Here is a 26,655-nt window from a genome sequence, read left to right as displayed (position 1 = left end):
AATGAATGTGGAGGCTCTTGAACTTATGCTAAGCAAGGATATCGGAATCGACTTAGGGACGGCGAATGTTCTAATCCATGTCAAGGGGAAGGGGGTTGTGCTCGACGAGCCGGCCGTCGTGGCGATTGAGAGCGATGCTAAGCGTGTGCTTGCCGTTGGGGAAGAAGCGAGAAGAATGGTTGGACGGACTCCGGGCAATATTGTGCCGATCCGTCCCTTAAAGGACGGCGTTATTGCCGATTTTGAAATTACGGAAACGATGCTGAAGCATTTCATCTCGCGCGTCGGCGGCCGCAAATGGTACTCGCATCCACGGATTTTGATTTGCGCCCCGACGAATATTACCTCGGTTGAGCAGAAAGCGATCCGGGAAGCAGCCGAGCGGAGCGGCGCGAAGGAAGTATTTTTGGAAGAGGAGCCGAAGGCGGCGGCGATTGGCGCAGGCATGGATATTTTCCAGCCGAGCGGCAATATGGTCGTCGATATCGGTGGCGGAACGACCGACGTGGCCGTGTTGTCCATGGGGGATGTCGTGACCGCCTCTTCTATTAAAGTCGCAGGGGACAAGTTCGACGATGCGATTATGCGTTATATCAAGCAGAAGTACAAGCTGCTGATCGGGGAGCGCACGTCCGAAGATATTAAGGTTAACATCGGGACGGTTCGCCCTTCGGGATCCGGCAATGAGCGCGAGATGGATATCCGGGGCCGAGACATGGTATCCGGCCTGCCCTATACGGTGACGATTACGTCGAATGAAGTGCGTGAAGCCTTGTGGGATCCGATCTCCTCCATTGTGGTAGCCGCCAAATCGGTATTGGAACGGACACCGCCGGAGCTGTCGGCGGATATTATCGATCGCGGTGTGATTCTGACCGGGGGAGGCGCGCTGATGGACGGATTGGACGAGCTGTTGGCCGAGGAGCTGAAGGTTCCGGTGCTGATCGCGGAAGATCCGATGCATTGCGTCGTCAAAGGAACGGGCATGATGCTCGATAATTTGGATAAAGTCATTAAGAAACGGTTCCTATAATCCGATATACAAGGTATATTGTCTACAGTTACGGGAGGAGCTTCCATGATTAGAGGATTATACACTGCTGCATCGGGTCTGGTTACCCAGCAGCGCCGGCATGACACAGTGACGAATAACGTGGCTAACCTGCAGACGCCAGGGTATAAGGCGGTTAATGAAGTAAGCCGATCCTTTCCTGAGATGCTGCTGACCTTTAGGGGCAGCGATCCGGCCCAAGGCCAGACGATCGGCCGGCTGAACACAGGCATATTCGCGGAAGAGAGCCGCTTGATCTTCATGCAGGGCGATCTGCTGGAGACGAGTCAACCGGGCGATTTCGCGCTGCTCTCCGACATCCAGGTGCCAGGCGTTACCTTCGATGCGACGGGCAAGGGCCAGGATGCGAACGGCAATCCTGTATTCCAGCCGGAAGCTTTTTTCACGGTGCAGGCCGGGGATGAGATCATGTACACCCGTGACGGCCGTTTTCATGTGAATTCGCAAAATGAACTGGTGACGTCGGATGGTTCATTGGTACTGAACCGCAATAACGCGCCGATCGTCCTGGAGAATGAACAAGCTCTGGAGTTCATCCAGGTGAACGGAGAAGGACAATTATTCGATATCCGGAACCGCACGGCGATCGCAGGCGGAGATCTGCTTATAAGCCGCATCGACAATCCGAATGATCTGCTTCGGGCCGGCAATGGCCGCTTCCGGCTGCAGGAAGGCGCCGCCCAGTCTACCCCGGTGGCGGCAGGCGATGCCGTGGAGATTCGCCAAGGCGTGCTGGAGCGTTCCAACGTGGATACGGCACAATCGATGGTGGATATGATGACGGCATACCGCGCCTATGAAGCGAATCAGAAGGTTGTGCAGTTCTATGACAGAACGCTGGACAAGACGGTCAATGAAGTGGGCAGAGTCTAACGCCAGGGCGGGAGGAACGACATGAATCAGACGATGATTTCGGCTGCAGTCTCGATGAATGGTCTTCAGCAGAAGCTGGACATTATCGCGGACAATGTGGCGAACTTGAATACGAAGGGTTACAAACGCAAGACCGCATCCTTCGCCGACGTGCTGACGAATGTGCAGCAGCATAATGAAGAATTCCGGCAGCCTGGGCGGGTCACTCCGATGGGATATACGCTCGGATACGGCTCGATGCTGACCGGTCTGAGCCGCGATATGAGCCAAGGCTCGCTGCAGCATACCGGAGTCAGCACCGATGTGGCCTTGCAGGGGAACGCGTTGTTCGAAGTAGGGACCCCAACCGGCACGGCATGGATGCGCGAAGGTTCTTTCCATTATATAATAGATGGGGATGAACGGATTCTTACTTCCGCTGAAGGTCATCCCGTCATGAGCACGAACGACACGGAGATTCGCATTCCGGCGGGCTATGAGATGAAGATCGATGAGGCCGGCCGGGTGTTCGGCGTGAAGACAGGCGAGCCGGACGAGGAGCTCGGACAGATTAAGGTGGTTCGGCCGCTGAAGCCGGATCTGCTCGCGCAGACGGAGAATAATCTGTATGTGCTGCCGCAGGGAGCCGATCGGAACACGATCGTGGAGACCTTGAATCTGACCGGGGATCGTTCGGACCCGAATGCGCCTCACGTCTATGTGATGCAGGGCATGCTGGAAGAATCGAACGTGTCGATGGTGGACGAGATGGCGGATTTGATTCAGGCGCAGCGGGCCTATCAGTTGGCTTCGCGGGCATTGATGTCGGGTGATGCGATGTGGGGGCTGGCCAATAGTCTGCGTGCGTAATGAAGCAGGTGAATAGCAATGAGTGACGAGAAGAAGCTGCCGGGTTACGAGCCGGAGCAGCAGGATATCTCGCTGCAGCGCATTGCGCGCAGACGGGGAGAGGAGACGGTTCCGCGGGAGCCAAGGAATGCGGGTGCACCGAGGCCGTCTCATGGAGCGGCGGAGCGGACGACCGCACGCAAGCCGCAGCGCCGTAATGATACAGAGAAAACAGAGGGACAAACCAACGGAACCGCGAAAAAGAAGTCGCGCAGTTCGGTCAAATGGTTGGTCCGTCTGGTTATTGTTCCGCTGACGTGCGTGTTGACGCTGATTGCAGGGTTGATCGCCGGATACGTCGTCGTAGGTAAGGGGACGGTAGCGGAAGCACTCAATTTTGATACGTGGAGACACCTGTTTCAACTGGTGTTTGCCTGATCTGGCCCCGCTTTGGCGGGGTTTTTTATGTGTTTTTCTCTCTCGCGCCGGCTTCCGGCGCTGATTTGGCCCGTTCTGCGCTTGAGCTTTGTGCGGTTTTCATTTTAATAACAGGCATGTATAATGAGTTGGAGGAACCGTAATATGGGGGGAACTGGGGGTCTTACGTTTGAATTTACCTAATGCGCTGACCATGGTTCGATTCGTTCTTATCCCCGTCTTTTTGGCTTTGTTCTTCTTCGGTGAGCGGTTCGCCGCATTCGGAATCTGGCTGTTGGCGGGGCTGACGGATATCCTCGACGGATATCTGGCCCGCAAGCATAATATGGTGACTTCGGTAGGGATGTTGCTTGATCCGCTGGCGGACAAGCTGATGATGCTGACGGTCATGCTGTCATTGTTGTGGGCCGGCGATCTGTCTATCGCTGCGGCGGTGGCGATGCTGGTGCGCGATGCGGGGATGATCGCGGGAGCGGCGCTGATGCATTTCAAAGGCAAGCGGACGGTTCCCGCCAATTGGATGGGCAAGCTGACGACGGTATTGTATTATATCGCTATATTGTTCATTTATTTCCAATGGCCGCAAGCGCATGCCATCCTATGGGGCGTTATCCTGTTCTCCTTCGTCACGACTTTTATGTATCTCGTCCTCGTCATCCGTGTGAACCGAAAGAGCGAAGCATAAACGGCGGTGAGCCCATGCCTCGCGAGACAAAAAGGCAGTGAAAAAACTGTAACCAAGCGAAAAACTGTAACCATTAGAGAGAAGCCGGATACCGGGATTAAGCCGTCTGTCCTGCAGACGACAAAAGCGTGTTCACAGCCATGAGAATACAAAGAGCCTCCCGTAACAGCGTCTCGCCGCTTGGGGAAGCTCTCTATCTTAACCTTCACGCCTGCAGTCATTGAAGGATGATATTAGTGTAGACGGGGAGGACCGCTTTTATTCATGCGAGTCCTGAATTTATCGAAAGGAGCATGTCCACATGCTGAATATTGAACAAATTCAAGAAATTATCCCTCACCGCTATCCGTTTCTGCTGGTGGATCGGATTGTGGAGCTGGAAGAAGGCAAGCGCGCGGTCGGCATCAAAAATGTCACGATGAACGAGCCGCATTTCGCCGGACATTTTCCGGGCTATCCGGTCATGCCTGGCGTATTGATTGTGGAAGCGTTGGCTCAGGTTGGGGCCGTTGCGATTTTGAAGCTGGAGCAGAACCGAGGGAAGCTGGCCTTCTTCGCCGGCATCGATCACTTCCGGTTCCGTGGACAGGTTGTGCCAGGGGATACGCTGACGCTGTCGGTCGAGATTACTCGTCTGAAAGGAAGCGTAGGCAAAGGGCAAGCCGTAGCTAAGGTCGGTGACCAGGTTGTCGCGGAAGGCGAGTTGATGTTCGCGATGGCGGACCGCACGTAAAAGAAAGGTACGGAATCGGGATCTTCATGCAATGATTCGGCATGGTTCGGTTATTCTATACGATAAGCGATCCGTGATCAAATCGTTATGTCTTGTTCCTGTCGAACGAGGTCATATGCTCTCGGGTGTGGGCGGGCTTTATCGACATGGGACATCCGTGCCGGTATTGGATTAAGGAGGGAACTTCGTGTTTCAACAGTTGGAAAGATGGAACCGCCGCATGAAAAAGTGGCTGTGGCTGCTTGTTATCGTCGGATTGGTGGCTGCCATACCGGTTGCTGTCCAGCGGGTTCAGACGGAGCAATCGTCGAATCAAGTTGAATTGATCGTGAATTATCGCAACCTGGTGGAGGCTGCTGCTTACGCGCCTCAGCCGGCGAATTATATGAATGAACAGCTTGATCGGTTGAAGGAAGCCGGCGTCGTATCGATGGCCATGTTCGAGAGTTCGTTGGCCGAGCTTCGCAATGCCAACCGCGTCATGCTGTATAACTCTCAGGATGCGGCTTTGCTTGATCAGAAGACGCCGCCTCTTAATGAAAATTATACATATGTGCTCTTCACGAGTCCGGAGTATGCGGAGCAATTGTCCCCGATGATCGAGAAAACATTCCTCGGTCTCGATATTAATGTGCGCTTGTGGAGCGGGAGAAATGGCCTTATTATCGAGGCGCCTGTAGAGAGCGCGTCCATGAAGCCGCTGCCGCAGGATCCGATTGCGATTGAGCAGCTGCTCGCCAAAGGCTTCCAGATTGTGCCGCGTCTGTCTGACGCGCTCCCGTACAATCAGGAGCAGGTGGACGCACTGCTGAAGAGCTATCACGATATCGGCGTGAAGACCATTATTTTCGACGGCGAGTCGGTCAAGGGCTTCAATGATGATTTGGAAATGAATAGCCTGACTGCATTTGCTGATTTGTTGAAAAAATATGATATCGCGATTGCTGCCATCGAAGGATTAAAGGTGGAGCAAAAAGGAATGAAGAGGCTGGCGTATTTGACAGACTATAATGTCATCCGCCTGCACTCCATTACCGATCAGGAAGCGTTCAATGAGCCGGATGTGCTGGGTGATCGCTTGTCTCTCGCGACCAAGGACCGCAATATTCGGATGATTTATTTCAATGTCGGGGTGAAGAAAGACTTCACCAAAGCGGAAATCGTCAATTCGATTGACAATATGCTTCACAGCTTGAAGGAACCGGGGCATGCCATTGCTTCGATTGAAGCCAATGGATATACGCTGGGGCAGGCGGAAGCGTTCCATGTCGTCGATGCGCCATGGCAGCGCTATGCGAAGCTGCTGGTCCTCATCGGCGGAGTCGCAATGATCGCGCTGATGATTTCGTTCTTCGTTCCTTATGTGATGCTGCCGGCCTTCCTTATCGGCTTGATCGGCAGCGCAGGCTTGTTCGTACTGAAGCCGAATCTGCTGGAGCAGGCGCTCGCCTTGGGCGTCGCCATCAGCGCGCCGACGATTGCGATGGTGCTCGCTGTCCGGCGGGTTGATATGAGCCCGACGATTACCGCGGGGGGAGCCCGGTTGGCCAAAGCGCTCGCATTATTCCTCCGTACGTCGGTATTGTCGCTGATGGCGGTTCCGTTCGTGATTGCGCTGTTGAACAACATTACGTATAGCCTAGTGCTGGAGCAGTTCCGCGGCGTCAGCCTGCTGCATTTCGTGCCGATTGTGTTGACCGCGCTGTATGTGTTCCTGTATCGGGGCGAATCGGTATTTAAGGAAGGCAAACGTTGGCTGTTCATGCCGATTACGGTATTGTGGGTCGTGGCTTTGGGCATCGTCGGCGTGGTTGGACTGTTCTATCTGTCCCGCACCGGCAATGCCGGAACGCTGCTTCCAGGGGAAGCGACCTTCCGGGCATTGCTGGAAAATACGATTGGCGTCCGTCCGCGCAATAAGGAGTTCTTGATGGCCCATCCGTTGTTGATTGCGGGCGCCTTCATTGCTTATCGCTACCGCTTCGGCGTCTATCTGTTCATCATTGGCTCCATTGGCCAGCTGTCCATGGTGGATACGTTCGCCCATATCCATACTCCGGTGATGATTTCGCTGATTCGCACGGTGTTGGGCATCGGGCTTGGCATCGTGGTCGCCCTTATCTTCGTGCTGCTCTGGACTATCATTGAAAGGTGTTGGGAGTCATGGCGGCCGAAGTTCGAAGCATAGCGCTGTCCGGCTATTACGGATTCGGCAACAGCGGGGATGAGGCCGTGCTGCTCTCGATTCTGACTGCGCTGGAGCGGGCGGGCCAGGAGGAGGGCCTCCGGATTCAACCGATCGTGCTATCGGGCGATCCGGTGACGACCTCAAGGCTTTACGGGGTACAAGCTGCGCATCGGATGAAGCCCGTCGAGCTGCTCGGCGCGATCCGCGAATGCGACGGCCTGATCAGCGGCGGCGGCAGTCTGCTGCAGGATGCTACAAGCTGGAAGACGATACCGTATTATTTGGCGGTATTGAAGCTGGCCCAGTGGTTCCGCAAGCCGACCTTCATTTACGCGCAAGGGGTGGGGCCGGTCGGAAGAGAGTCCTTCTACCCCTATATCCGGCGCGTGTTCAACAAGTCGGCTTATCTGTCCGTCCGCGATGCGGAGTCGGCAGATTTGCTGGCCCGCATGGGCGTGGGCCGGGAACGCATCGATGTCGTTCCCGACCCGGTCATGGGGCTGGAGCTTCCTCAAGGCCGGGGAGCCATGAGGGAGAACGGACCGCATGCGGAAGGGGACGGGCAGGGCTTCGATACGGCCGGCCGTCCGATCGTGGGCGTGTCGCTTCGCTTCTGGAAGGACGATCGCTCGGATATGCGGGCGATTGCGGAGCTGCTGAAGCAGGCGGCCCGCCAGCGTCCTGTGCATCTGCGCATGCTCCCGTTCCACGGGGAGGCCGATACGGAAGCGTCGCGGTATGTCATGGACCTGCTGCGGGAAGAGGTTCCGGCCTGGAACGGGGATGCGGACCTGGACAAGGGGGATAAGGCAGAAGGCGGCGGTTCGGTAATGAGCCTGTGCCCCGCTCAGGAGCATCCGCAGGCGATGCTGTACGAGGTCAGCCGCTGCCGCGCGCTCGTCGGAATGCGCCTGCATTCACTCATCTATGCCGCCTCTCAGGACGTTCCGATGGCCGGCATATCCTATGATCCGAAGATTGACCAGTTCCTGCACCGGCTTGGCATGAAGGCGGCCGGTTCGACGGACAGTATCGACAGCGAGGCTGCGGCAGATGAACTAGTGAAGCTGCTAGATGGTGCAGATGACTGGCGGGAGGACCATCGGAACGCGATTGAAGCATTGAAGCGCGAAGCGATGACACCTGCGCAACATATCGTCCGCAAGCTGCATGAGAAGAAATAAAGTGGGTGATGCATGATGGGCCATATCAACAGTCTGGCGAAAATACCTACGGTGTCTATATATGGAATCCGCTTTTCGAAGCTGAATATGCAGGATACGGTTGCCTGTCTGGGGAATGTAATTGAAAGCGGGCATTCGATCCAACTGATTACAGCCAATCCGATCATGGTGATGGAGGCATTGGAGAATGCTAAGTTCATGAGTGTCATGAAGCAGGCCGATCTCATCATTCCGGATGGGACAGGCATCGTATGGGCCGCAAATTATGTAGGCGATCCGGTCGCGGAGCGGGTCACGGGCTTCGACTTGCTGCATGAGCTGATGAAGGCAGGCGAGGTGCGCCGCTGGAAGGTATTTCTCCTCGGCGCGGCGCCTGACGTGGTTCACGCCGCAGCGGAACGGTTGCGCCAGCAATATCCGTTGGTCGAGATCGTCGGAGTGCGTGACGGCTTCTTCGGCGAAGCGGAGGATGAGGCGGTCATTCACTCCATTCGCGAGGCCGCTCCGGATATTCTGTTCGTCGCCCGGGGCCTTGATACGCAGGAGCCGTGGATTGCGAAGTATCGCGATGAGCTGCAGGTTCCGTTAATGATGGGAGTCGGGGGAAGCTTCGATGTCATCTCCGGCAGAAGCAAGCGCGCCCCGGCATGGATGCAGCGGCTGCGGCTGGAATGGCTCTACCGCCTGCTTCGGGAGCCGAAGCGCTTCGGCCGGATGCTGGCGCTACCGAAGTTCGCTTGGAAAGTGATGCGCGATAAAGATAAGGTGACAAAAGTGCAATGAAATGGAGCCTATGCTTATGATTTCGTAAAAATGCTCCATAATCTGCTGTTGGTGTTTCCCTTATGAACGGAGTATAATTCAATCCGGTACCATAAATGGGGGTTGGAACAACCGATGATAACCGTATATGTAGTTGGTGGTCTGGTTGCTTTGCTGCTGGCCACTGGTTTGACGCCGCTAGTTAAGAAGTTCGCGATAAAAGTCGGTGCAGTCGACGTGCCCAATGCACGTAAAGTGCACACCCGCATTATGCCGCGAATGGGCGGCTTAGGAATTTTTGCGGCTTTTGTTATCACGTTATGTTTATTGGCATTATTTGTTCCTGATATATTGTTCGGACACCGTGATTCCAGCTTAATTTGGGCGTTGCTCTCTGGTGGCGCCATTATCGTGCTAACCGGTGCGCTGGATGATCGCTTTGAATTGTCTGCCAAGGTGAAGCTGGTCGGCCAGATCATCGCCGCCTGCGTCGTCGTATTCGGCTTCGATCTGACGGTTGACTTCGTCAACGTGCCGTTCGGTGACCAGTATTGGAATATCGAATCTTGGATCGCCATTCCGCTGACGATCTTCTGGATCGTGGGCGTGACGAACGCCATTAACCTGATTGACGGGCTGGACGGGCTAGCTGCTGGCGTATCCGCTATTTCCATTGCCACCATTCTCGTCATGGCAGTCTTCATGGGCAATCCGATGGTTATCTTGCTGTGTGCCGTGCTGCTTGGCAGCATTATCGGGTTTTTGTTCTTCAACTTTCACCCGGCAAAAATATTTATGGGGGATACCGGTTCGCTGTTCCTCGGATTCAGCTTGGCGGTATTGTCCTTGCTCGGCTTTAAGCAGATTGCCATCGTATCGTTTATTACGCCGCTCTTGATTATTGGCGTTCCTTTGTCGGACACGTTCTTCGCGATCGTGCGCAGAGCGGTGCAGAAGAAGCCGATTTTTGCACCGGACAAGGGGCATTTGCATCACTGCTTGCGTGAGCTGGGATTCAGCCACCGCAAGACGGTGCTCATCATCTATGCCATTGCCACGTTCTTCGGCGTACTTGCTATCATTCAGTCGGTGGCGGCTTCGCATGATGCGAACTGGGTGACTTTTGTCGTCATCTGTATTCTGATTGTCTCGCTTCAGCTCGGCGCCGAGGTCATCGGCATCGTCAGCAAGACGAAGCGGCCGCTGTTGAATATGATTCATCGCATGCGCGTGAAGGCGAATGCGGATTCGCGGTCGAAATAAAACGAATCGCGTATACACAAAACCAAGCTTGCTCCGATTGCGGGGCAGGCTTTTTTTATGCATTTTCTGCAGATGCTTCGGGACTGTATTTTCGCTAAGAATTTAACTCGATTTTGGCAATTCTCTAAAAAATATGCGATGGGAAACCGATAAAAGGTGGTATATAGCGTTTGGAATCAATACAGTCATATGGAGGCGATACAATGCGTGCGTGGCTTAAACCATTGTACTTGCTGCTCGTCGTTGCGCTCATATCCGCGTCGATTCCGCTGGATACGGCCCGAGCAGCAGATCAAGATGGTGCCAGATATTTTCACTTTGATAATTTGAGCACAGTCGAAGGACATCCGACCCAGGTCAATACCGATACGGTTGAAGTGAAAGGAACCTTTAACGGGGTGTCCTCGAGTTCGATCGGCTATCGGGTTGAATTGGAAGTAGACGGACAAATCGTTCATACCACGTATGGAACCGATGTGAAGCCGATTATTACCGGCAACTCGTTTATTTTCCGCGCGGTTCCGCTGAAGACCGGCTTGAATATTGTAACAGTCACCGGTCAGGGGCCGAACGGGAATCAAGTTGAGGCGAGCGCCTACGTTGAGTTCAGTAACGTGCCGGCCATCTCGGATATCAAGCTGTCGGACGGCAGAGTCCTCGAATCCGGGATGCCGCTGATTGTGAAAGGCGACACCGCGTCCCTCTCTCTGAAGGCGCCGAACGCAACGACCGTGACGCTCAACGGGCGTCAAATGTTCAATGGCGGCGCGGGCACATTCGTATCCTCCGGGATTGCCCTTCAACCTGGCTTGAACGAGCTCGTCATCGTGGCCACGAACGGCAACCTGACGTATACGATTACGCGCCATGTCGTCTCATTCAACGGCGTTCTTACCGGCTATGACACCTTTATCGGCGCCAGCGCGATTGATGCGACGGCGAACCACTATGTGACTGGTCCGGTGAGCGGCAAGGTCAAAGGGAAGTTCATCGTGCCGAAGTCGCAGCAGAACAACACGCCTGCGCCGCCGATTGTCGATGTGGTCATCATGAAGGACAGTGACGGCACCGAGATTTTCAATGAGACCGGCATCACGAACGTGACGAAGAAGGAAGAGGGCTCGACTTATATCATCTATGAATATGAGACGGCGGGCACAGCTTCTCCGGCCGATACCGGAAAGTATAATTTGAACTTAAAGGTCGCCTATGACGGCAAAACGAATGTCTTCAACAATCACTTCACGGTCAGAGACGCGAATGCGGCCGAGATCCTGGGCGTGAAGCAACTGTTCAATCCGCAGGAGAGCGGAAACAAAGTATCATTCGGCGCCGAAGCGACGTTCGCGCAGAACAGCACGGTGTTCGAGCTGCCGCTGTATTTGAAGCTGGACTTGAATAATTATACGGGTCAGAAGGTTACGATCACCGATTGGCAAAATGGCAAGCAGGTGGGGACCACCGAGTTCCAGAGCGCTACCGGCTTGGAAACCGTCAACGGCGAGCCGGTGATCCGGATCGATGCGATGCCAGCCGGGGATCAGACGCTCAAAATCGAGGTCGGCGGGGAGATTTACGAGATTAAAGTAAGCTATTCGCCAGGCCCATACATTAAGTTGACGAACGTGCATGACGGCAAGACCTTCGATATGGCGAATGGCTTGCCTAACATTCAAGGGCAGTTGATCAACTTTAATTTGAATAACAACGATGAGTTGGACAAACTCACTATTACGTTCAATGGAAAAAAAGAAAAGCTTACTCGTCCGAATAGTACTGATGGAACATTCACTCATAACCTGGATAGCGAGCTGGTTGCAGGCCCGAACAAGATCACGTTCGACGGGGTAGCGAATGGGGTTCCGATCAGCTATACGATTACCGTATTCTTCTTCTCGAAGGACATTCCGGCGATTGTGAAGATGTATCCGGTGCCGGTGGCGCAGGATCCAACCAATCCGAACAAGGAAGATACGGAGCAGAAATTTAAGCTGATTAAAGATTACGAGTATGTCACGAAGGAACGTTCGGCTGACGTATGGATGGAAATCCAGAACGCGGACTCGATGAATGTGTATATCGACGGCAAGCTGATCACGACGTTGAGCGGGGACGAGTTGATTAACGGCAGCCCGAATACGAATCCGGCGATTCTGTTCAAAGAACAGAATACGACGACAGGGTCCCACTTATTCCTGCTGCACAGCCTGGAGTTCCCGACGTCCGGCAAGAAGAATGTGACCGTTGAGGTGCGTAAAGGGGTTACGACAGCCCGCCAGACGCTGGAGATTACGCGGGAACAGAATACGTTCGAAATTCTGTCTCCGAAGCTGCCGGAAGAGAGTGTCGTGAACCAGAACTTCTTAATGGTAAGTATTCGTGCGGAAGGCGCGGATCAGGTGCTTATCGGCAAGCAGGAGCTGGTGAAGGGCGAACAGGATATTTTCCGGGGCGAGACTACGCTCAAGAAGGGCAAAAATACAGTCAAATTTACGGTTGTGCAGGGCAAGCAAAAGATTAACGGCAGCTTCGAGGTTAATTATGCGGATGCCGCGCTGCCGGGTGCTCAATACAAGACGACTATCGGCAAGAACGGCAAGCTGTCCACCTTCGGAGGGGATCTGGTCGTCCAGCTGCCGAAAGGCACGATGCTGCGCGACATGAACCCTAATCCGGGTCAGACGCCGAAGGAAATCCAATTGTTCGACAAGCAGAATCTGTTGTTCGGCATCGCCGACCCGGATGACGGGCGGACGATTACGCGCGAGAACCAGGTCGGCGTGCGCAAGCCGGTAACCGGCGGAAGCGATGAATTCCTGGATGGCCAGCTGCGGCGGATCGATCCTGACGAATTTGCGCGCAGCGTACTGCTGCCGAAGGCGCATTTCGGACTCGGTTCCAGTCTTTATTGGATCGATGCGGGATATTTTAGCTCGGAAGACAATGTCCTGAATCAGGATTATAAGCTTGTTAGCCCGTCGCATCCTTATGATGAGGCGAAGAAGTTCTACGAACGCGGCGACCGGATGTGGATGGAGCCAACCCAACGGGGCACGATTACGATTAAATATGATCCGAATATCGTGAACGAGCATGCGCGTAATGTCGGCGTATGGCGTTGGAACAATACGAACAAGTCTTGGGAGAATCTCGGCGGTAAGCTCGATACGAAGAAAAAGACCATTACGGCGCCGTTCGACGGCTTCGGCTACTATGCCGTCTTCGCGGTCCGCTATAGCTATGACGATATTATTTCGCATAAATACGCCCGCAAGAGCCTGGAGCTGATGATGTCCCGCGGCTTCATGAAGGCGAAGAACCTGAATGAGTTCGGGGTATATGACAATATTACGCGTGGCGAAATGGCGACGATGCTCGTGAAGATGTTGAATATTCCGCTGGATTACGATGAGGACAACTTGACCTTCGATGATGTGATCAACTACGAGGTTCCGGACCTGCTGTGGGATTACCGCTATATTGAGACGGCTGCCCGCAAAGGGATTGTCCGCGGTCTTGCTCCGCGTCTGTTCATGCCGAACGGCGAACTGACCCGTCAAGAAGCTGCTGTGATGATTTCGCGCGCTTTGAACTTGAAGATTGGCGATCCGGATAAGGATCTCGCCAACTTGCAGAAGACGTTCACCGATGCGAATCTCATCGATCACTACAGTATCAGCCCTATTCTCGCCGTGACGAAGGCCGGCATCATCAGCGGCATTCCGAACCAGCTGCAGGAAGGCCAGAAGAAGGCGACCTACCGCTTCGATCCGAAGTCGAATCTTACGAGAGCCGACGCTGCGGTCATGGGCGAACGCATTTTAGGCAAAGTGAAATAAGCTAGTGATGTTTGACCCGTGCCTGCTACGGGTAATGGAGGGAAGAGCCGAACTGCGCTTCGGCTCTTCTTCATCTGCAATTGTCCCCAAATTTGTGAGGGGTTGTGTGAAATTGTTGTTCATGGGTGAACTTACACTCGTTGGTAAACATTAGCCCGTGACGAATGACATGAATCGCGCTATACTGTCACTTGTGAACACCGAATGGTTCTTGCTTACATAACTTCGTACATAAGGAACTCGGCGGAATGTGGAGCAGAGCCATGCTCTAGGCATGGCGGACAAGCAGTGTTTTTGAAGACTTCATGAAGCACCTGAAAAAGTTGAGATTTTTTTTTAGAAGCCGCAACTTTTTCGAGCAACGTGCGTTTATATACATGAAGTTGAAAAACAAAGGGATAAATTCATTAGTATTCCCTGTATTTCACAAAAATATGCTTTACGCTAGTCGTTTGTCATTGTATAATGTCTAGAGTAGTATGAGCATTTCTATTTATTTTCATTTGTTTACTAGTTTCTGTGGCATGTCCCATGTTGCAGACTTATTTTTTGAATACAATTCGCTCTTACTCTGGGAAGGGGGTGAATCGGCGAATGAGGGAAATGAGCTATCAATCTTCTAAGCAAGATTCTCAACAAACGAAGCAATTTAGAGGAGGAGACAAAAAGGTTATGAAGAAAAGATTGGCGCTGCTGCTTTCCGTAGCTATGGCGTTCTCCATGTTCGCAAACGTAGCTTTCGGTGCTGATGCAGCTAAGACGACACAAGAAAAATTCGACGCTTTGAAAGAAGCTGGCATTTTTAGCGGATACCCAGGAACTGACGATGCAAAGCTGGAGCAAAACCTGACTCGCGCTGAGTTCGCGAAAGTGGTTGTTAAAGCTCTCGGCTTGAAAGAAGTAGAAGGTGTGTACACCTACAAGGACAAAAACTATGGTCCTAACCACTGGGCAGCTAAGTACATCGAAGCAGTTACTGCTGAAGGTTTGATGCAAGGTACAAACACAACGAAGAAATTGTTCGGTACGAACGACAACATCACAGTTCAAGAAGCTTCTAAAGTTTTGGTTCTTGGATATGACTTCGATATCCCAGAAAACGCTCAAAACAACGCTTCTGATTGGGCTAAGAACTACTTCCAAGCTGCAGTTGACGCAGGCCTGTTCTCCAAGGATGCAAATCCTAAAGCGAACGCAACTCGCGGACAACTCGTAGAAGCAGTTTACGCTGCTGACGAAGCTGCAAAAGGACCTAAAGTAGAGTCCGCTAAAGTTATCGACTCGAAAAACGTTGAAGTAACGATGTCCGACAAAGAAGTTGTTAAAGTCGAACTGAAAGAAGCTCTGAAAGCCAATGTAGAAACAGAAATTTCGTTTGAATACAAAGGCAAAGAGTACACTACGAAGGTTACTTACGTTGTAACTGATGCAACTAAGGTTGAATCCGTAACAGCTGACAACCTCCGTGAAGTTCATGTTAAATTCGACGGCGAAGTTGACCCAATGACTGGTGGCGACGAGTCTAACTACTCTTTGAACAACGATGGCAAAATTAAATCCGTCAAATTGTCTGATGACAAGCGCGAAGCTATTTTGACGGTTTACCTTGGCTCCGATGAAAACGAAGGCCTTAAAAACCAAAAAGAGTACAAATTGACTGTAAGCAACGTACGTGCTGGAAATGCTGTAATTACAGCAAAAGATGTTAAGTTTACACCAGTTGATGCTGCGCTCCCAACAGTAGAAAAAGTTGAAGCTTTGGGAACGAAAGCAGTCAAAATTACTTTCAGTGAGCCGATCAAAAAAGCTACAAACAGCAACCTGAAAATTGATGGCCAAATCGTTGGTGGTTCGACCGATATCACTGCAAACACGGTTATCTTCAAGCTTTACAACACGATCTCTGTTGGCGAGCACACTCTTTCGGTAGAAAATGTCGAGGATTTCGCTGGCTTCAAAAACATTTTGACAGAGCAAAAATTCACAGTAGTTGAAGACACTGTGGCTCCAACAATCGAAAGTGTTGAAAAAGCTACTTTCGAAAAAGTAACTCTGAAATTCAGCAAGCCGGTTGACAAGTCTACGGTTATCGCCGGAAATGTTTACTGGACACAAGGATCTACGAAAAAATATGCTAACAAGGTAAACGTTATTGCTGATGATACGTATGAATTTGAATTCAGCGAATCTAACCGTTTGCTGTACACTACCGATTTGTATGTAACGGGTGTTAAAGACTACTCTAACAATGCAATCGCTAGTGATGCTAAAATTCAAGTTAATCCAGTAATTGATCAAACTCGTCCAGAAGTTATCAATGCTGAATTGAAGGATGACCTGAAAACAATTGAAGTTAAGTTCTCGAAGTCCTTGGAACTTGAATCTGCACAGAAAAACGGTAACTACGTCATCAAAGATAAAGATGGTAAAGAAGTTGCTAAGCTGAAAGAAAGCATCAAGCTTGATGACAAAAAAGTTACTATTACTTTGTTCCAAAAACTGGAGGAAGACAAAGATTACACTCTTGAAATCAACGGTGTAACAGACAACACTACGTTGAAAAATGTAATGATGCCTTACTCCGCTAAACTGGAAGTTGGCAATAAATCAAGACCTAGTCTTAAAGAAGTCCAAATGATTAAAGATGAGAACAAAATCATTGTAACCTTTAGCAAGGAAATGGCTACAAGCGGAGAAGGTTCCATCATCGAGAAGAAAAACTACATGTATGAACTGGCAAGTGGTGGCAAAAAAGAATTGCCAGACGATACAGCATTTAGCGTTTCTTCGGATCGTAAATCGGTAATCATTTCTATGCCAAGAGACGATGTGAAAGTTGAAGAAATTCAACAGTTCTACGTTCAATTGGTTAGAGATACGGCCGGAAACGTTTTGAGCAATTTGATTGATAGCGACAAACCATCTGAAGCAAATGCAATTGAAGTTACGGGAGTTAAGGCTACTTCCTCAACTGAAATTGAAGTGGAATTCAACCAAACATTGCAGTCTGGTTCCGCATCTGTATCGGAATTTGAAGTTAAAACAGTAGGTGGTTCTTCACTATCTGTGTCCAATGCAGTTGTTGATGGTTCTAAAGTGAAACTTACTTTGTCTGATTCCGATAAGCTCAATGCAAATGCTACATTCGGCAGCTCGGAAAGAAAAGTAACTGTTACTGTTAAAGCGAAGTCTTCTTTGGTAACACCTTCTGGCAAGCGAGTTGAAGTAACTCAATCTGATAAAGAAGTTAAAGATGGTATTAAGCCAGAAGTAAAAGAGCTTGCAAACAAAACTGTAACTGAAGACACTTATTCAGTTGATGTTGTTTTCAACGAAACTCTTCTCTCAAATCTTGACAAAGACCAAATCGTCTACGACTTTGAAGTTAAGGCTGGCGGAGATGTTTTAACTCAAGTGAGAGACTTCCAGGTTACAGAAGTTGATGGAAACCGTATTACAATTAAGTTGACTCAAGAAGTATATGATAAATACAAAGGTAAAGACAAACTGCTTGAAGTGCGTGTAAGACCTAATGCAGTATTTATCAAAGATGTAGAAGGTAATGTAGCTGAGGGTTCGGATGATTTCTTCCCGGCATACATTAAGTAATTTCTTGTTTAGTACAAAAGAGCTTACCTAATGGTAAGCTCTTTTTTAAATGTGACGAAAGTGTAATACTCCTTTTGACAAAAAAAACGAAACTTTCTTATAGACTGGTGCGTTTAATGGTATAAGAAGATTTTAAAATGGAGGTTTCGTAATTGAAAAAAAATACGTTTGCAATAATATTAGCTGCCTCATTGGTTTTGACGCAAACTAGCTCTTTCTTAATGTTATCTGAGAATGCTTCAGCTGCTCAAGCAAAAACAAGTTCAAGCGCTAATAATCAACAAAAAGCACCTGTAGTACATACTTTGGCAGACATCAAACCGGTTAACATTACTTCGAAAAGCTACGTAAAGTTAACAGATGTAAATATTGTCTCTCAAGAAAATACTAACATTCTAACGTACACGTTGACTTACTATAATAATGAGAATACAACTATGCCATTAATTGATTATTGGACACGAGTAAAAACAAAAAGCGGGACGGTATATAGTTCGAGCTTAGTGACAAGTGATAAAGATGTAAATAAGGTTCCTCCAAAATCACAATTAAGTGTTACTTACTATTCAAAAATTGCACGTCATTTAAAGGCAACCGACTTAAATTTCACTTTTCTTAAGTGGGATTTTAGTAAACCTAATTTTGAGAAACAATTAGGTTCTTTTTCGATTCCTGCAAATTATGTTACTTCGACTCCAACTGGAAAATCACGAACAGTAAACATCAATGAGATTCCTGTAAAGGTTAGCGTTGGGGAATTTATTACTTTTGCAAATGAAGATTATAATTTTGTAAATGTGACCTTGAATTTTGAGAATACAGGTTATAAAGTCCTTGAAGACCTAAAGACTAAATTTGTTATTCGTTCTAGCAAAGGGGCCAATTATCCTCTAGTCGCCGATGGAGCAAGTACAGATTTGAAATTACGTCCAAATGAAAAAAAATCTCTTAGTTTCATGACGAAAATTCCAAAAGGAATTGATCTCGCCAATTTGGAGCTTCAAGTTTTGAAAGAAGATGAAATGTTGAAAGCAGATATTGCTACGGCAACTTTTCAACTTCCAAAAGCAAACTCTCAAAATACTTCAACGGATGAGTATGAAACTAAGCTTATAACTGTAGATAATACAAAGCTTCAAACCCAAATTCAGACATCATGGGCCCTTCACGGAACCGATAAAAATAATGTAGTAATCAACTTTAATATCGAAAATATTGGATCGAAATCGGTTAAAATACCTGATTACAAATTTGTTTTGTTCACGAAAGACAATCATCAATATCCTATTGACACAAAACAGCTAGAAAATTTGACTATCAAGTCCAAGGATAAGATGAGCATTCGCCTTAATGTCGAGGTGCCTAAAGAAGTAGATTTAAACAAGTTAACGCTTTATGTCAATCAACCAGCGGATTCTGAGTCCAAAGAAACCCAATATGAGTACCCTGTAGGAATATATAAAGTGCCTTCTCCGATTTTGATGAATAACTCGATCGGACAGGAGTATCATGTTGAGAATAAATACGGGACATTTGGTCTCTCATTAGAAAATATCCAGCGTTTACCTTGGGTAGATGGAGATATGCTATCGGCTAAGGTAAGCATTAGAAACAAGGGAAATTCGACAGTTCAGCTTCCTAAAATAGAGGGAGTATTTAAAATTGACTCTGCGAGCACAAGTGGAGAGTCAAAGCTCATCTCTGCAGATTCGTCTATGATCATCGGGCCAAAAGCAAGTTTGGATCTCTACGTAGTAACGAAGATTCCTTACTATTTAGATTACAACCAAATTCAAGTTGCTTTATTAGAGAAATTCTCTGACAATCAATCTTTGGAATTTTTTGAATTTATGAATTATGGAGAACTAAAAGAAATTCCAACGGTAGCGAATGGCTCTGTGCATGAAATAAAAACACAGGGAAGAAATGCTGAACTTAAGGTTCGAAACACTCAAGTTTATCCTGGAACATCGTCAAACATTGTCTACACTGAATTAGAAATGAAGAACATGGAAAAGAGACAAGCTGATTTGTCTCAAATGGTAGCTTATTATAAGTCCAAGGATGGACAATATTATAAGGCTGACATGATCCAAGTAGACAAGGCAACGACTCCGGAAGGTAGAAATTTAGTGGTTGCTTGGTCCAAGTTGCCAAGAAATTTAAGCACAGAAGACATGACCCTGATTATTGGTGAGGGAACGACGAATGATAAGTTTACCGCACCAAAAGAGGAAGCAACTGCTTACATTAATGCGGTTCAAATGGACCTATTATTTAAACAGCCACAAATGAAGCCGGACTTGTATAACATTGAACTTTTCCCATACACTTTAAGCATTAAAAATGTTTATGGTGCATTAAGTGATACTGGCGTACGGGTTGAATTTGATTATAATCTTAAACGAGATAACGAGCTTGAGATGGGAGAATTCAAGCATAAATTAGTCATGGAATTAGTTGATACGTCTACGAATACGTCCTTTGAGAAGGAACTGACATTCGAAAACGATCTTAAAGAAGGAGCTAATCAACATGGCACAGTGTCCTTTGATGGAAGCGTATTTGAAAAGATAAAGGGCGGTTCATTCAAAATCTATATTCATGATAAATTTGAAGGTCAAAAAATTCCATTAGCAAATCAAGGTTTTTACTACAGCACGATTCTTGGGAAATAAGCTCTCGGAATCCCCTCTTCATGAGGGGATTTTTTTAATAAACGCAAATAAAAAGGAGGTCTTTATGAAAAAGTACGTAAAGGTGGTCATGGTAGGAGCGATGCTAACAGGTGGAGTCATTCTTGGTTCGGTATGGGGAGTCAATGCAAGCGGAGCTGAGCCGACTACACCTGGAACATTGGTTACCAAAAGTTATGTTGACGAGAAGGTAAAACCCATTGTTCTGGTGGAACTTGGCAAAGGCGGTGGGGTAACGAACGGAGGCCAGACTGCTGCGGAAGCGGATTTGGAAGTTGTAACTATAATTTAACATGAGCTGGCAGGGCGGGCAACATTTCCTGCGGGTGGTTCGGTTCTTGATGAGCATAATAGGTATAACAATACCTGAAGGAGGAATCATTCCGTGGCGAGAAAAAAGCTGGTTCCTGACAGTAAAAATGCACTTTATCAAATGAAGTATGAGATCGCTGCCGAATTCGGACTGCCTGTGGCTCACCAAGGCGTGCACTTGGGGATGGATGCGGAATTTGCATCTGAACTGGGTAGCATGCCCGCCCAACCGGCGGCCCATCGCGATGACTGGGGGCATCTGACTTCCCGTGATGCAGGCTCTGTTGGCGGTGAAATTACGAAACGTCTCGTTACCCATGCATTGCGGCAAAAATAGGAAGAAGAACTTTTTGTTCATTCATTGACAGGACCCGACAAATACAGTAATATGATTTTTCGAAGGCTGGTATAACAACCTTTTCCATCAAGGAAAAGGTTCATTTTTTGTTTAGGCTGCTCACGAGGGAGCCATATTAAGGGTTAGGAGGTCGAGTCCTATGTCATTGAAAGGACGCCATCTGTTTACATCCGAGTCCGTCACCGAAGGACATCCGGATAAAATATGCGACCAGATTTCCGATGCGGTGTTGGACGCCTTTTTGGCTAATGATCCGAACGCTCGGGTTGCATGTGAAGTATCCGTTGCGACGGGATTGGTACTTGTAATCGGTGAAATCAGCACCAAGGCGGATTATGTGGATATTCCATCCATTGTCCGGAATACCATTAAGGAGATCGGATATACACGTGCCAAGTACGGCTTCGATTATAATACGTGTGCCGTATTGACCTCGCTCAATGAGCAATCCCCTGATATCGCCCAAGGGGTGAATGCAGCGATTGAAACTCGTAACGAAAGCGAAATGCAACAAGAGACAGCCAATATCGGAGCGGGAGACCAAGGCTTGATGTTCGGCTTCGCTTCCAATGAGACGCCGGAATTAATGCCGCTGCCGATTGCGCTGTCTCACCGGATTGCACGCCGTCTGTCCGAGGTGCGTAAACACGGAACGCTGCCTTACCTTCGTCCTGACGGTAAAACGCAAGTTACGATTGAATATATGGATGGCAAGCCAGTTCGTGTAGACACGATTGTCGTATCGACGCAGCATGCGGAAGAAGCGACGCTGGAACAAATCCAGAAAGATATTCGTGAACAGGTTATAACGCCTGCCGTGCCGGCTGAGTGGCTGGACGAGAATACGAAATACTTTATTAACCCGACCGGACGATTTGTTATTGGAGGTCCTCAAGGCGATGCCGGATTGACCGGACGTAAAATCATCGTCGATACGTACGGCGGTTATGCCCGCCATGGCGGCGGTGCATTTTCCGGCAAGGATCCGACCAAGGTTGACCGTTCTGCGGCGTATGCGGCCCGCTATGTGGCTAAAAACATCGTCGCGGCTGGCTTGGCAGATAAATGCGAGATTCAACTGGCTTACGCCATCGGCGTAGCGAATCCGGTGTCGATCAGTGTAGATACTTACGGCACGGGCAAAGTAAGTGAAGAAAAGCTCGTTGAACTTATTAAAACCAACTTCGATTTACGCCCGACCGGAATTATCGGCATGCTGGACTTGCGTCGTCCGATCTACAAGCAAACGGCTGCTTACGGCCACTTCGGACGTACGGATGTAGATCTTCCGTGGGAACGTACCGACAAAGCCGATGCGCTCCGCGAGCAAGCTGGAGCATAATGAATTTGAAAACCTTCTTCTGCTATATCAAGCGGAGGAAGGTTTTTTGTTTTCATAGGTAACTTACATTGGTTCTAAAAAAATCGCCCTTACTGACCGACAAATAAAGTACAACTGTCTCTCGGAAGGAAAGGAGCAAACAGAAATGAATAGATGGCTATCGGCCTTACTTGCCATCGTGATACTAATAAGTGGAGCGATAGGATGGGGACCCGGAATCGTTCAAGCGGATACAATCAATCCGACTATAGTCAGCAATCTGTCGGCAGATCAGGTTACTGTCTCGCCGGCACCAAACGAACGGAATGTCCCGCTGAAGTCAGAGATCAGCATTAAGTTTCCAGAACGAATGACCATGGTAGCTGGACATATCGTAGTAATGAAAGAGGGAGGAGCCCCGCAATATTTTAATAAAGATGGAAGCTCGGGGATGGGAAAGGTCGTATCAAGCGATGAGTTAACCTTTAAATTGCAAAATGGACCTGCCTTGGAGTTGGGAGTAACTTACCAGGTTACGATAGATGCCACATTTGAAGATAACGCGACCAACCAACCGATCCTTATCGGGAAGAACTGGTCTTTTACGGTCAAATCTGCGCCAGGTGTGGAAGCTGTATTTCCGAATAAGGAGAAGGATGTCAGCGTAACTCCAACTCTAAAAGTCACCTTTAAGCAACCGGTAAAAGCTAGTTCGGGAACAATTCAGGTATTTACTTATAATAATAGCACACCGGTAAGAACTCTGAAGGCTTCTGACTTTGTGTTGGAAACGAACAGGTTAGTGGCTACCTATTCATTCACGGAAAATAATAAATTGGATGCAGGTACAGCTTATTATGTCAAGATGGTTAATAATCCATTTGTGGATGATGAGGATATTGCGGTATCGGGATACCCGGATGAGGCGTCATGGTTTTTTGAGACAAAACGCGGGATTGATACATCCCCGCCCCAACTCGTGAAGAAGGCTCCGGAGGGATCTGGCGTATCCGAGAGTAGCCGTTTGGAACTTACATTTGATAAGCCGGCATATCAAGGCAGCGGCGAAATTTTGATAAAAGCGTCAGATGGAACGATTAAGGACAGCATCCCGGTAACGGCTTTGACAGGCGGAGGCACAAATACGATTCAATCGCGGTCGTTGAAAAATCTGGCTAAAAATCAAAACTATACTGTCGAAATTCCGGACGGGGCTTTTCGCAATGTAGACGGTTACTTCATAACGAAGCAATCATGGCCATTCCAGACGGTTGCCGCAGATACTTCGGCCCCGGTTATCTCATCATATGATCCTTCTCGCAGTAGTGTTGGCGTATCAACGTCGAAGGAGCTTATCGCCACATTCAACAAGCCGATTGTATATAGCGGGAACGGCGTGGAACTGATTCGCCAAGGATCATCGGTGAAAGAAACGATAGAAGTTACCGTAAAAGGTGACAGAGAACTTAAAATTGTCCCGAAAAACAAACTGCAGGATAATACCGTCTATACGGTAAATATTGCACGCGCAGCGGTAAAGGATCGCTCCGGAAATGAGTTTCAAGGAATTACAAATGTATGGACTTTCTCGACCGGATTAACCGATCGTAATCCGCCGGCAATTGAAGACATAAAGATGTACAATAGTACGGTTATACAGGTGCGTTATAATAAAGAGCTAGATTCGAATGTAAGCCCTCCTACAAATGAATTTACCGTTACTGTGAATAATCAGGAGCGTCGGGTATCGAATGCCTATACATTAGGTAACTATGTATTTGTTTCTTTGGAAAGCGGCGTGTCTGTTGGGCAGGATGTCCGAATCAGTTATGCCGGACGATTCCGTCTTGTACGTGATACGTTGGGCAATGTGGCTGCGGCTTTCAGTGCCCGCAATGTAGAGAACAGTGTGAACACGTCTCTGTCCAATGTAAGAGAAAGCTATATCTATAATGATAGGTTAACTATTTCTCTAAATGAGTCTATTAAGAGCGTGTCTACTCATGCATACAGCCAGTTCACCGTCACGTTCAATGGTTCTACCGTTGGCGTAGATAAAATTACTAACAGCGGGTCGTACATCTACCTCACGCTGAATCGGTATGCTTCGGATGGTGATGTAATCAAGATCAGCTACACGCCAGGCAGTTATCCGCTTGAGGATACGCGTGGTGGACAGATTCCGGCCTTCGAAGGCGTCTTTGTGCGCAACAGCCATGATCGGCAGCCGCCGCAGTTAACGGAGACAGGCGTTAGCGGAAATCGGCTAACGCTGACATACAATAAAGCGCTAGACAAAAACTCGATTCCGTTGGTGAGCCATTTCTCAGTCCTTGTGAACGAAAAAGCCCGCTATGTGACTAAGGTTGAGATTAAGGAGAATCAGGTGTTCCTGACGCTGCAATCGGGTGTGCTCAAGACCGATATCGTTACAGTGTCCTATGTAAGAGGTAATCCGCCATTAAGGGACTTGAATAGCAATTATGCCGTGAACCTGAATCTCATCTCTGTCGGCAATACGACGGACAGCGACACGCCAGTCGTGCAATCGGCGAATTGGACCTCTCCTTCGATCGTGTTGACGTTCAACAAGACACTGGAGAGCATGCAGTTCTCGTCTAACGGACCATTCTATGTGCGTGCAGGCAGCCAGCTGCTGTCGGTAAGACAAGTGACTGTTAGCGGCACTAAGGTCACCATTGAGCTGTTGAATCCTCCGGCGAAGACGGATGAACTGACGGTGACTTATAATACCGGCGGAGCGAAGCCGATCCGCTCGACATCGGGCGTAGAGATTAAGGCCATCAGCAATATGAATGTGACGGTTAGCCTAGAGGACTTGGCAGGGGCCAATTTCGTCAAGCTGGCGAAGGATACGTCCTTCATTGACTCCATGTTCGTGCTCGTGGATGATGCGGCACAGAAGTCCTCAGACCGCACCACTAGCGGGCAGGTGGTGAACCGCTATACGCTGGATGCGAGCAAGCTGAAGACCGCATTCCAATTCGTGGCAACCTCGGGCGGCGCGGATAAGCAGCTGATGTATGAAGTGCCTTCGGGAGAGACAGCGGCACGGGTGTCCATTCCGTTGAGTGCATTCGACTCCGCATATATTACGACGGAGCCGGTGCTGTTCGCTATCAAGTATGGGAACACGCTGTACGGCATCACGATTAGCCGCGATTCGATAATTCAGATTGTGCAGAGCTTGAAAGGGTCGATCTCGAACTCTTCGCTGCTCATCGAGATTGAGCCGGCCCAAGCGCAGCAGACCAACATCGTGAGTGCGTTGAGCCGGTTGCAGGCGACGGCGTTAGTGCAGGCGCATCAGTTTACGTTATACGGCTATTCCGGTAGCCAGGTCAGCGGATTGACCGAGTTACAGATGGAAGCCGTCATTAAAATTAGAACAACGGATTCGGTACCGGCCAACCGGACCGCGATTGTCGAGTATCAGACGAGCAACAGCCAGCTCGCCTATCTTCCAACGAAGCTGTACCGCTCCGGTACGGTCACGGTTGGCGTAACCAAGGTGAAGAAGAGCGTGCTTGCCGTGTTGACGATTGGCAACAAAGTCTATGTCGATGTGACGAGCCATTGGGCTAACAATGATATGATAGCGATGTCGGCCAAGATGATTATGGAAGGACGCAGCAGCACGAAGTTCGAACCGAACAAGCCGATTACGCGGGAGGAATTCGCCGTTGCCATCTCACGGGCTCTCGGATTAGAACCGAATGCGGAAGCGGCCAGACGCTTCCCGGATGTGAGCAATTCCACGATCAACGGCGCCTATATCGGCGCAGCGATCAAAGCAGGCATTATCAGCGGGTTCCCGGACGGCACCTTCAAGCCGAACGACAGTATCACCCGAGAGCAACTGACACAGATGATGGTGCGGGCGTCAGAAGCTGCTGGACATGTTCTGCCTCGGTCGACAACGACGGTGCTCAGCGTATTCAAAGATAGCAACCAGATTACTAGACTTGGAGCTCCAACCGTGGCTCAAGCTGTCCAGTCGGGACTGATTCAAGGCGTAAAGCGGGACAGATTCGATCCGAAAGGTTCTGCAACGAGAGCGCAAGCGGCTGTCCTGCTGCGCCGGTTGTTGCTTTCCATCGATCATATTACGATAAGCTTCTAATTTACTATAATTCAGAGCCCCATCCTTTGTCGGGAACAGAGGATGGGGCTTTTTGTCGTTATATGTCCCGGGAAATATAGGATATTTGGTTACAGAAACGCAACTTTTAGTAGAATAGAGTCGTCTATATGTAGTAGCTGTAGGTTCAAAAAGCCGGTTTTCAGCACCAAGAAGGTTGCAAGAACTCGAAGCTGATGCTTTCGTAGCGAGTTTTGCTCCGCAAAACTTGTAAGGAGCAGCGCAGTGTAGGCAGGACTACATGAGCAGCTACAATGTTTCCGCAGGAAACATACTTCGGAAGCATACGCTTGTTGAGAGTGAATGCGAGATTCGATGCCGAGTGACATCCA

Annotated in this window: 17 protein-coding genes; all 17 read left to right on the top strand. The window is 49.2% G+C overall.

What is annotated here, in order from left to right:
* The first annotated feature begins 25 nt into the window (after window positions 1–25).
* A complete protein-coding gene (gene mreB / locus DQX05_RS08480) occupies window positions 26–1,033 on the top strand; it encodes a rod shape-determining protein (protein WP_119792639.1) in 1,008 nt (335 codons plus the stop codon).
* A gap of 45 nt (window positions 1,034–1,078) precedes the next feature.
* Window positions 1,079–1,945, top strand: a complete 867-nt coding sequence (locus DQX05_RS08475; protein WP_119792637.1) for a flagellar hook-basal body protein — start codon at window positions 1,079–1,081, stop codon at window positions 1,943–1,945.
* A gap of 21 nt (window positions 1,946–1,966) precedes the next feature.
* Window positions 1,967–2,794: a flagellar hook-basal body protein gene (locus DQX05_RS08470; protein ID WP_119792635.1), complete on the top strand. Its 828-nt coding sequence runs from the start codon at window positions 1,967–1,969 to the stop codon at window positions 2,792–2,794.
* Window positions 2,795–2,812: 18 nt separating this feature from the next.
* The gene (locus DQX05_RS08465) at window positions 2,813–3,211 is read left to right on the top strand and encodes a DNA-directed RNA polymerase subunit beta (protein ID WP_119792633.1); all 399 of its coding nucleotides are present in this window, start codon (window positions 2,813–2,815) and stop codon (window positions 3,209–3,211) included.
* Between the two features lie 169 nt (window positions 3,212–3,380).
* Window positions 3,381–3,896 carry a CDP-alcohol phosphatidyltransferase family protein gene (locus tag DQX05_RS08460; RefSeq protein WP_119792631.1) on the top strand — a complete coding sequence of 172 codons (516 nt, stop codon included), beginning with the start codon at window positions 3,381–3,383 and terminating at the stop codon, window positions 3,894–3,896.
* Window positions 3,897–4,197: 301 nt separating this feature from the next.
* The gene (fabZ, locus tag DQX05_RS08455; protein WP_119792629.1) at window positions 4,198–4,629 is read left to right on the top strand and encodes a 3-hydroxyacyl-ACP dehydratase FabZ; all 432 of its coding nucleotides are present in this window, start codon (window positions 4,198–4,200) and stop codon (window positions 4,627–4,629) included.
* 187 nt (window positions 4,630–4,816) lie between these two features.
* Entirely contained in the window at window positions 4,817–6,817 is a 2,001-nt protein-coding gene (locus DQX05_RS08450; RefSeq protein WP_119792627.1) for a DUF5693 family protein, read from the top strand.
* The gene (gene csaB / locus DQX05_RS08445; RefSeq protein ID WP_119792625.1) at window positions 6,793–8,001 is read left to right on the top strand and encodes a polysaccharide pyruvyl transferase CsaB; all 1,209 of its coding nucleotides are present in this window, start codon (window positions 6,793–6,795) and stop codon (window positions 7,999–8,001) included. The genes DQX05_RS08450 and csaB overlap by 25 nt, the downstream gene beginning before the upstream one ends.
* 15 nt (window positions 8,002–8,016) lie before the next feature.
* Complete coding sequence (locus tag DQX05_RS08440) at window positions 8,017–8,784, top strand: WecB/TagA/CpsF family glycosyltransferase (RefSeq protein ID WP_182914684.1); 768 nt, start codon at window positions 8,017–8,019, stop codon at window positions 8,782–8,784.
* A 114-nt stretch (window positions 8,785–8,898) separates the two neighbouring features.
* A complete protein-coding gene (locus tag DQX05_RS08435; protein ID WP_087444344.1) occupies window positions 8,899–10,026 on the top strand; it encodes a glycosyltransferase family 4 protein in 1,128 nt (375 codons plus the stop codon).
* Window positions 10,027–10,229: 203 nt separating this feature from the next.
* Entirely contained in the window at window positions 10,230–13,865 is a 3,636-nt protein-coding gene (locus tag DQX05_RS08430; RefSeq protein ID WP_119792622.1) for an S-layer homology domain-containing protein, read from the top strand.
* 594 nt (window positions 13,866–14,459) lie between these two features.
* Window positions 14,460–17,474 (top strand): Ig-like domain-containing protein, encoded by a 3,015-nt coding sequence (locus DQX05_RS08425; RefSeq protein ID WP_182914676.1) that lies wholly within the window; start codon window positions 14,460–14,462, stop codon window positions 17,472–17,474.
* 152 nt (window positions 17,475–17,626) lie between these two features.
* The gene (locus DQX05_RS08420) at window positions 17,627–20,152 is read left to right on the top strand and encodes a hypothetical protein (protein WP_119792618.1); all 2,526 of its coding nucleotides are present in this window, start codon (window positions 17,627–17,629) and stop codon (window positions 20,150–20,152) included.
* A 64-nt stretch (window positions 20,153–20,216) separates the two neighbouring features.
* Window positions 20,217–20,462 carry a hypothetical protein gene (locus tag DQX05_RS08415; protein WP_119792616.1) on the top strand — a complete coding sequence of 82 codons (246 nt, stop codon included), beginning with the start codon at window positions 20,217–20,219 and terminating at the stop codon, window positions 20,460–20,462.
* A 93-nt stretch (window positions 20,463–20,555) separates the two neighbouring features.
* Window positions 20,556–20,819, top strand: coding sequence for an alpha/beta-type small acid-soluble spore protein (locus DQX05_RS08410; protein WP_119792615.1), 264 nt, complete (start codon window positions 20,556–20,558; stop codon window positions 20,817–20,819).
* A gap of 160 nt (window positions 20,820–20,979) precedes the next feature.
* A complete protein-coding gene (gene metK / locus DQX05_RS08405; RefSeq protein WP_119792613.1) occupies window positions 20,980–22,182 on the top strand; it encodes a methionine adenosyltransferase in 1,203 nt (400 codons plus the stop codon).
* A gap of 145 nt (window positions 22,183–22,327) precedes the next feature.
* Window positions 22,328–26,305 carry an Ig-like domain-containing protein gene (locus DQX05_RS08400; protein ID WP_119792611.1) on the top strand — a complete coding sequence of 1,326 codons (3,978 nt, stop codon included), beginning with the start codon at window positions 22,328–22,330 and terminating at the stop codon, window positions 26,303–26,305.
* Window positions 26,306–26,655 lie beyond the last annotated feature (350 nt).

Source organism: Paenibacillus thiaminolyticus (assembly GCF_003591545.1).
Classification (GTDB): Bacteria; Bacillota; Bacilli; order Paenibacillales; family Paenibacillaceae; genus Paenibacillus_B; species Paenibacillus_B thiaminolyticus_A.
This window is presented reverse-complemented; position numbering and strand designations above follow the sequence as displayed.

What these genes read in the sequence shown, in the direction of transcription:
- DQX05_RS08425 (WP_182914676.1), top strand. Translation starts at nt 14,460, where the DNA reads ATGAGGGAAATGAGCTATCAATCTTCTAAGCAAGATTCTCAACAAACG.
- DQX05_RS08435 (WP_087444344.1), top strand. Translation starts at nt 8,899, where the DNA reads ATGATAACCGTATATGTAGTTGGTGGTCTGGTTGCTTTGCTGCTGGCC.
- metK (WP_119792613.1), top strand. Translation starts at nt 20,980, where the DNA reads ATGTCATTGAAAGGACGCCATCTGTTTACATCCGAGTCCGTCACCGAA.
- DQX05_RS08465 (WP_119792633.1), top strand. Translation starts at nt 2,813, where the DNA reads ATGAGTGACGAGAAGAAGCTGCCGGGTTACGAGCCGGAGCAGCAGGAT.
- csaB (WP_119792625.1), top strand. Translation starts at nt 6,793, where the DNA reads ATGGCGGCCGAAGTTCGAAGCATAGCGCTGTCCGGCTATTACGGATTC.
- DQX05_RS08415 (WP_119792616.1), top strand. Translation starts at nt 20,217, where the DNA reads ATGAAAAAGTACGTAAAGGTGGTCATGGTAGGAGCGATGCTAACAGGT.
- DQX05_RS08430 (WP_119792622.1), top strand. Translation starts at nt 10,230, where the DNA reads ATGCGTGCGTGGCTTAAACCATTGTACTTGCTGCTCGTCGTTGCGCTC.
- mreB (WP_119792639.1), top strand. Translation starts at nt 26, where the DNA reads ATGCTAAGCAAGGATATCGGAATCGACTTAGGGACGGCGAATGTTCTA.
- DQX05_RS08440 (WP_182914684.1), top strand. Translation starts at nt 8,017, where the DNA reads ATGGGCCATATCAACAGTCTGGCGAAAATACCTACGGTGTCTATATAT.
- DQX05_RS08470 (WP_119792635.1), top strand. Translation starts at nt 1,967, where the DNA reads ATGAATCAGACGATGATTTCGGCTGCAGTCTCGATGAATGGTCTTCAG.
- fabZ (WP_119792629.1), top strand. Translation starts at nt 4,198, where the DNA reads ATGCTGAATATTGAACAAATTCAAGAAATTATCCCTCACCGCTATCCG.
- DQX05_RS08400 (WP_119792611.1), top strand. Translation starts at nt 22,328, where the DNA reads ATGAATAGATGGCTATCGGCCTTACTTGCCATCGTGATACTAATAAGT.
- DQX05_RS08475 (WP_119792637.1), top strand. Translation starts at nt 1,079, where the DNA reads ATGATTAGAGGATTATACACTGCTGCATCGGGTCTGGTTACCCAGCAG.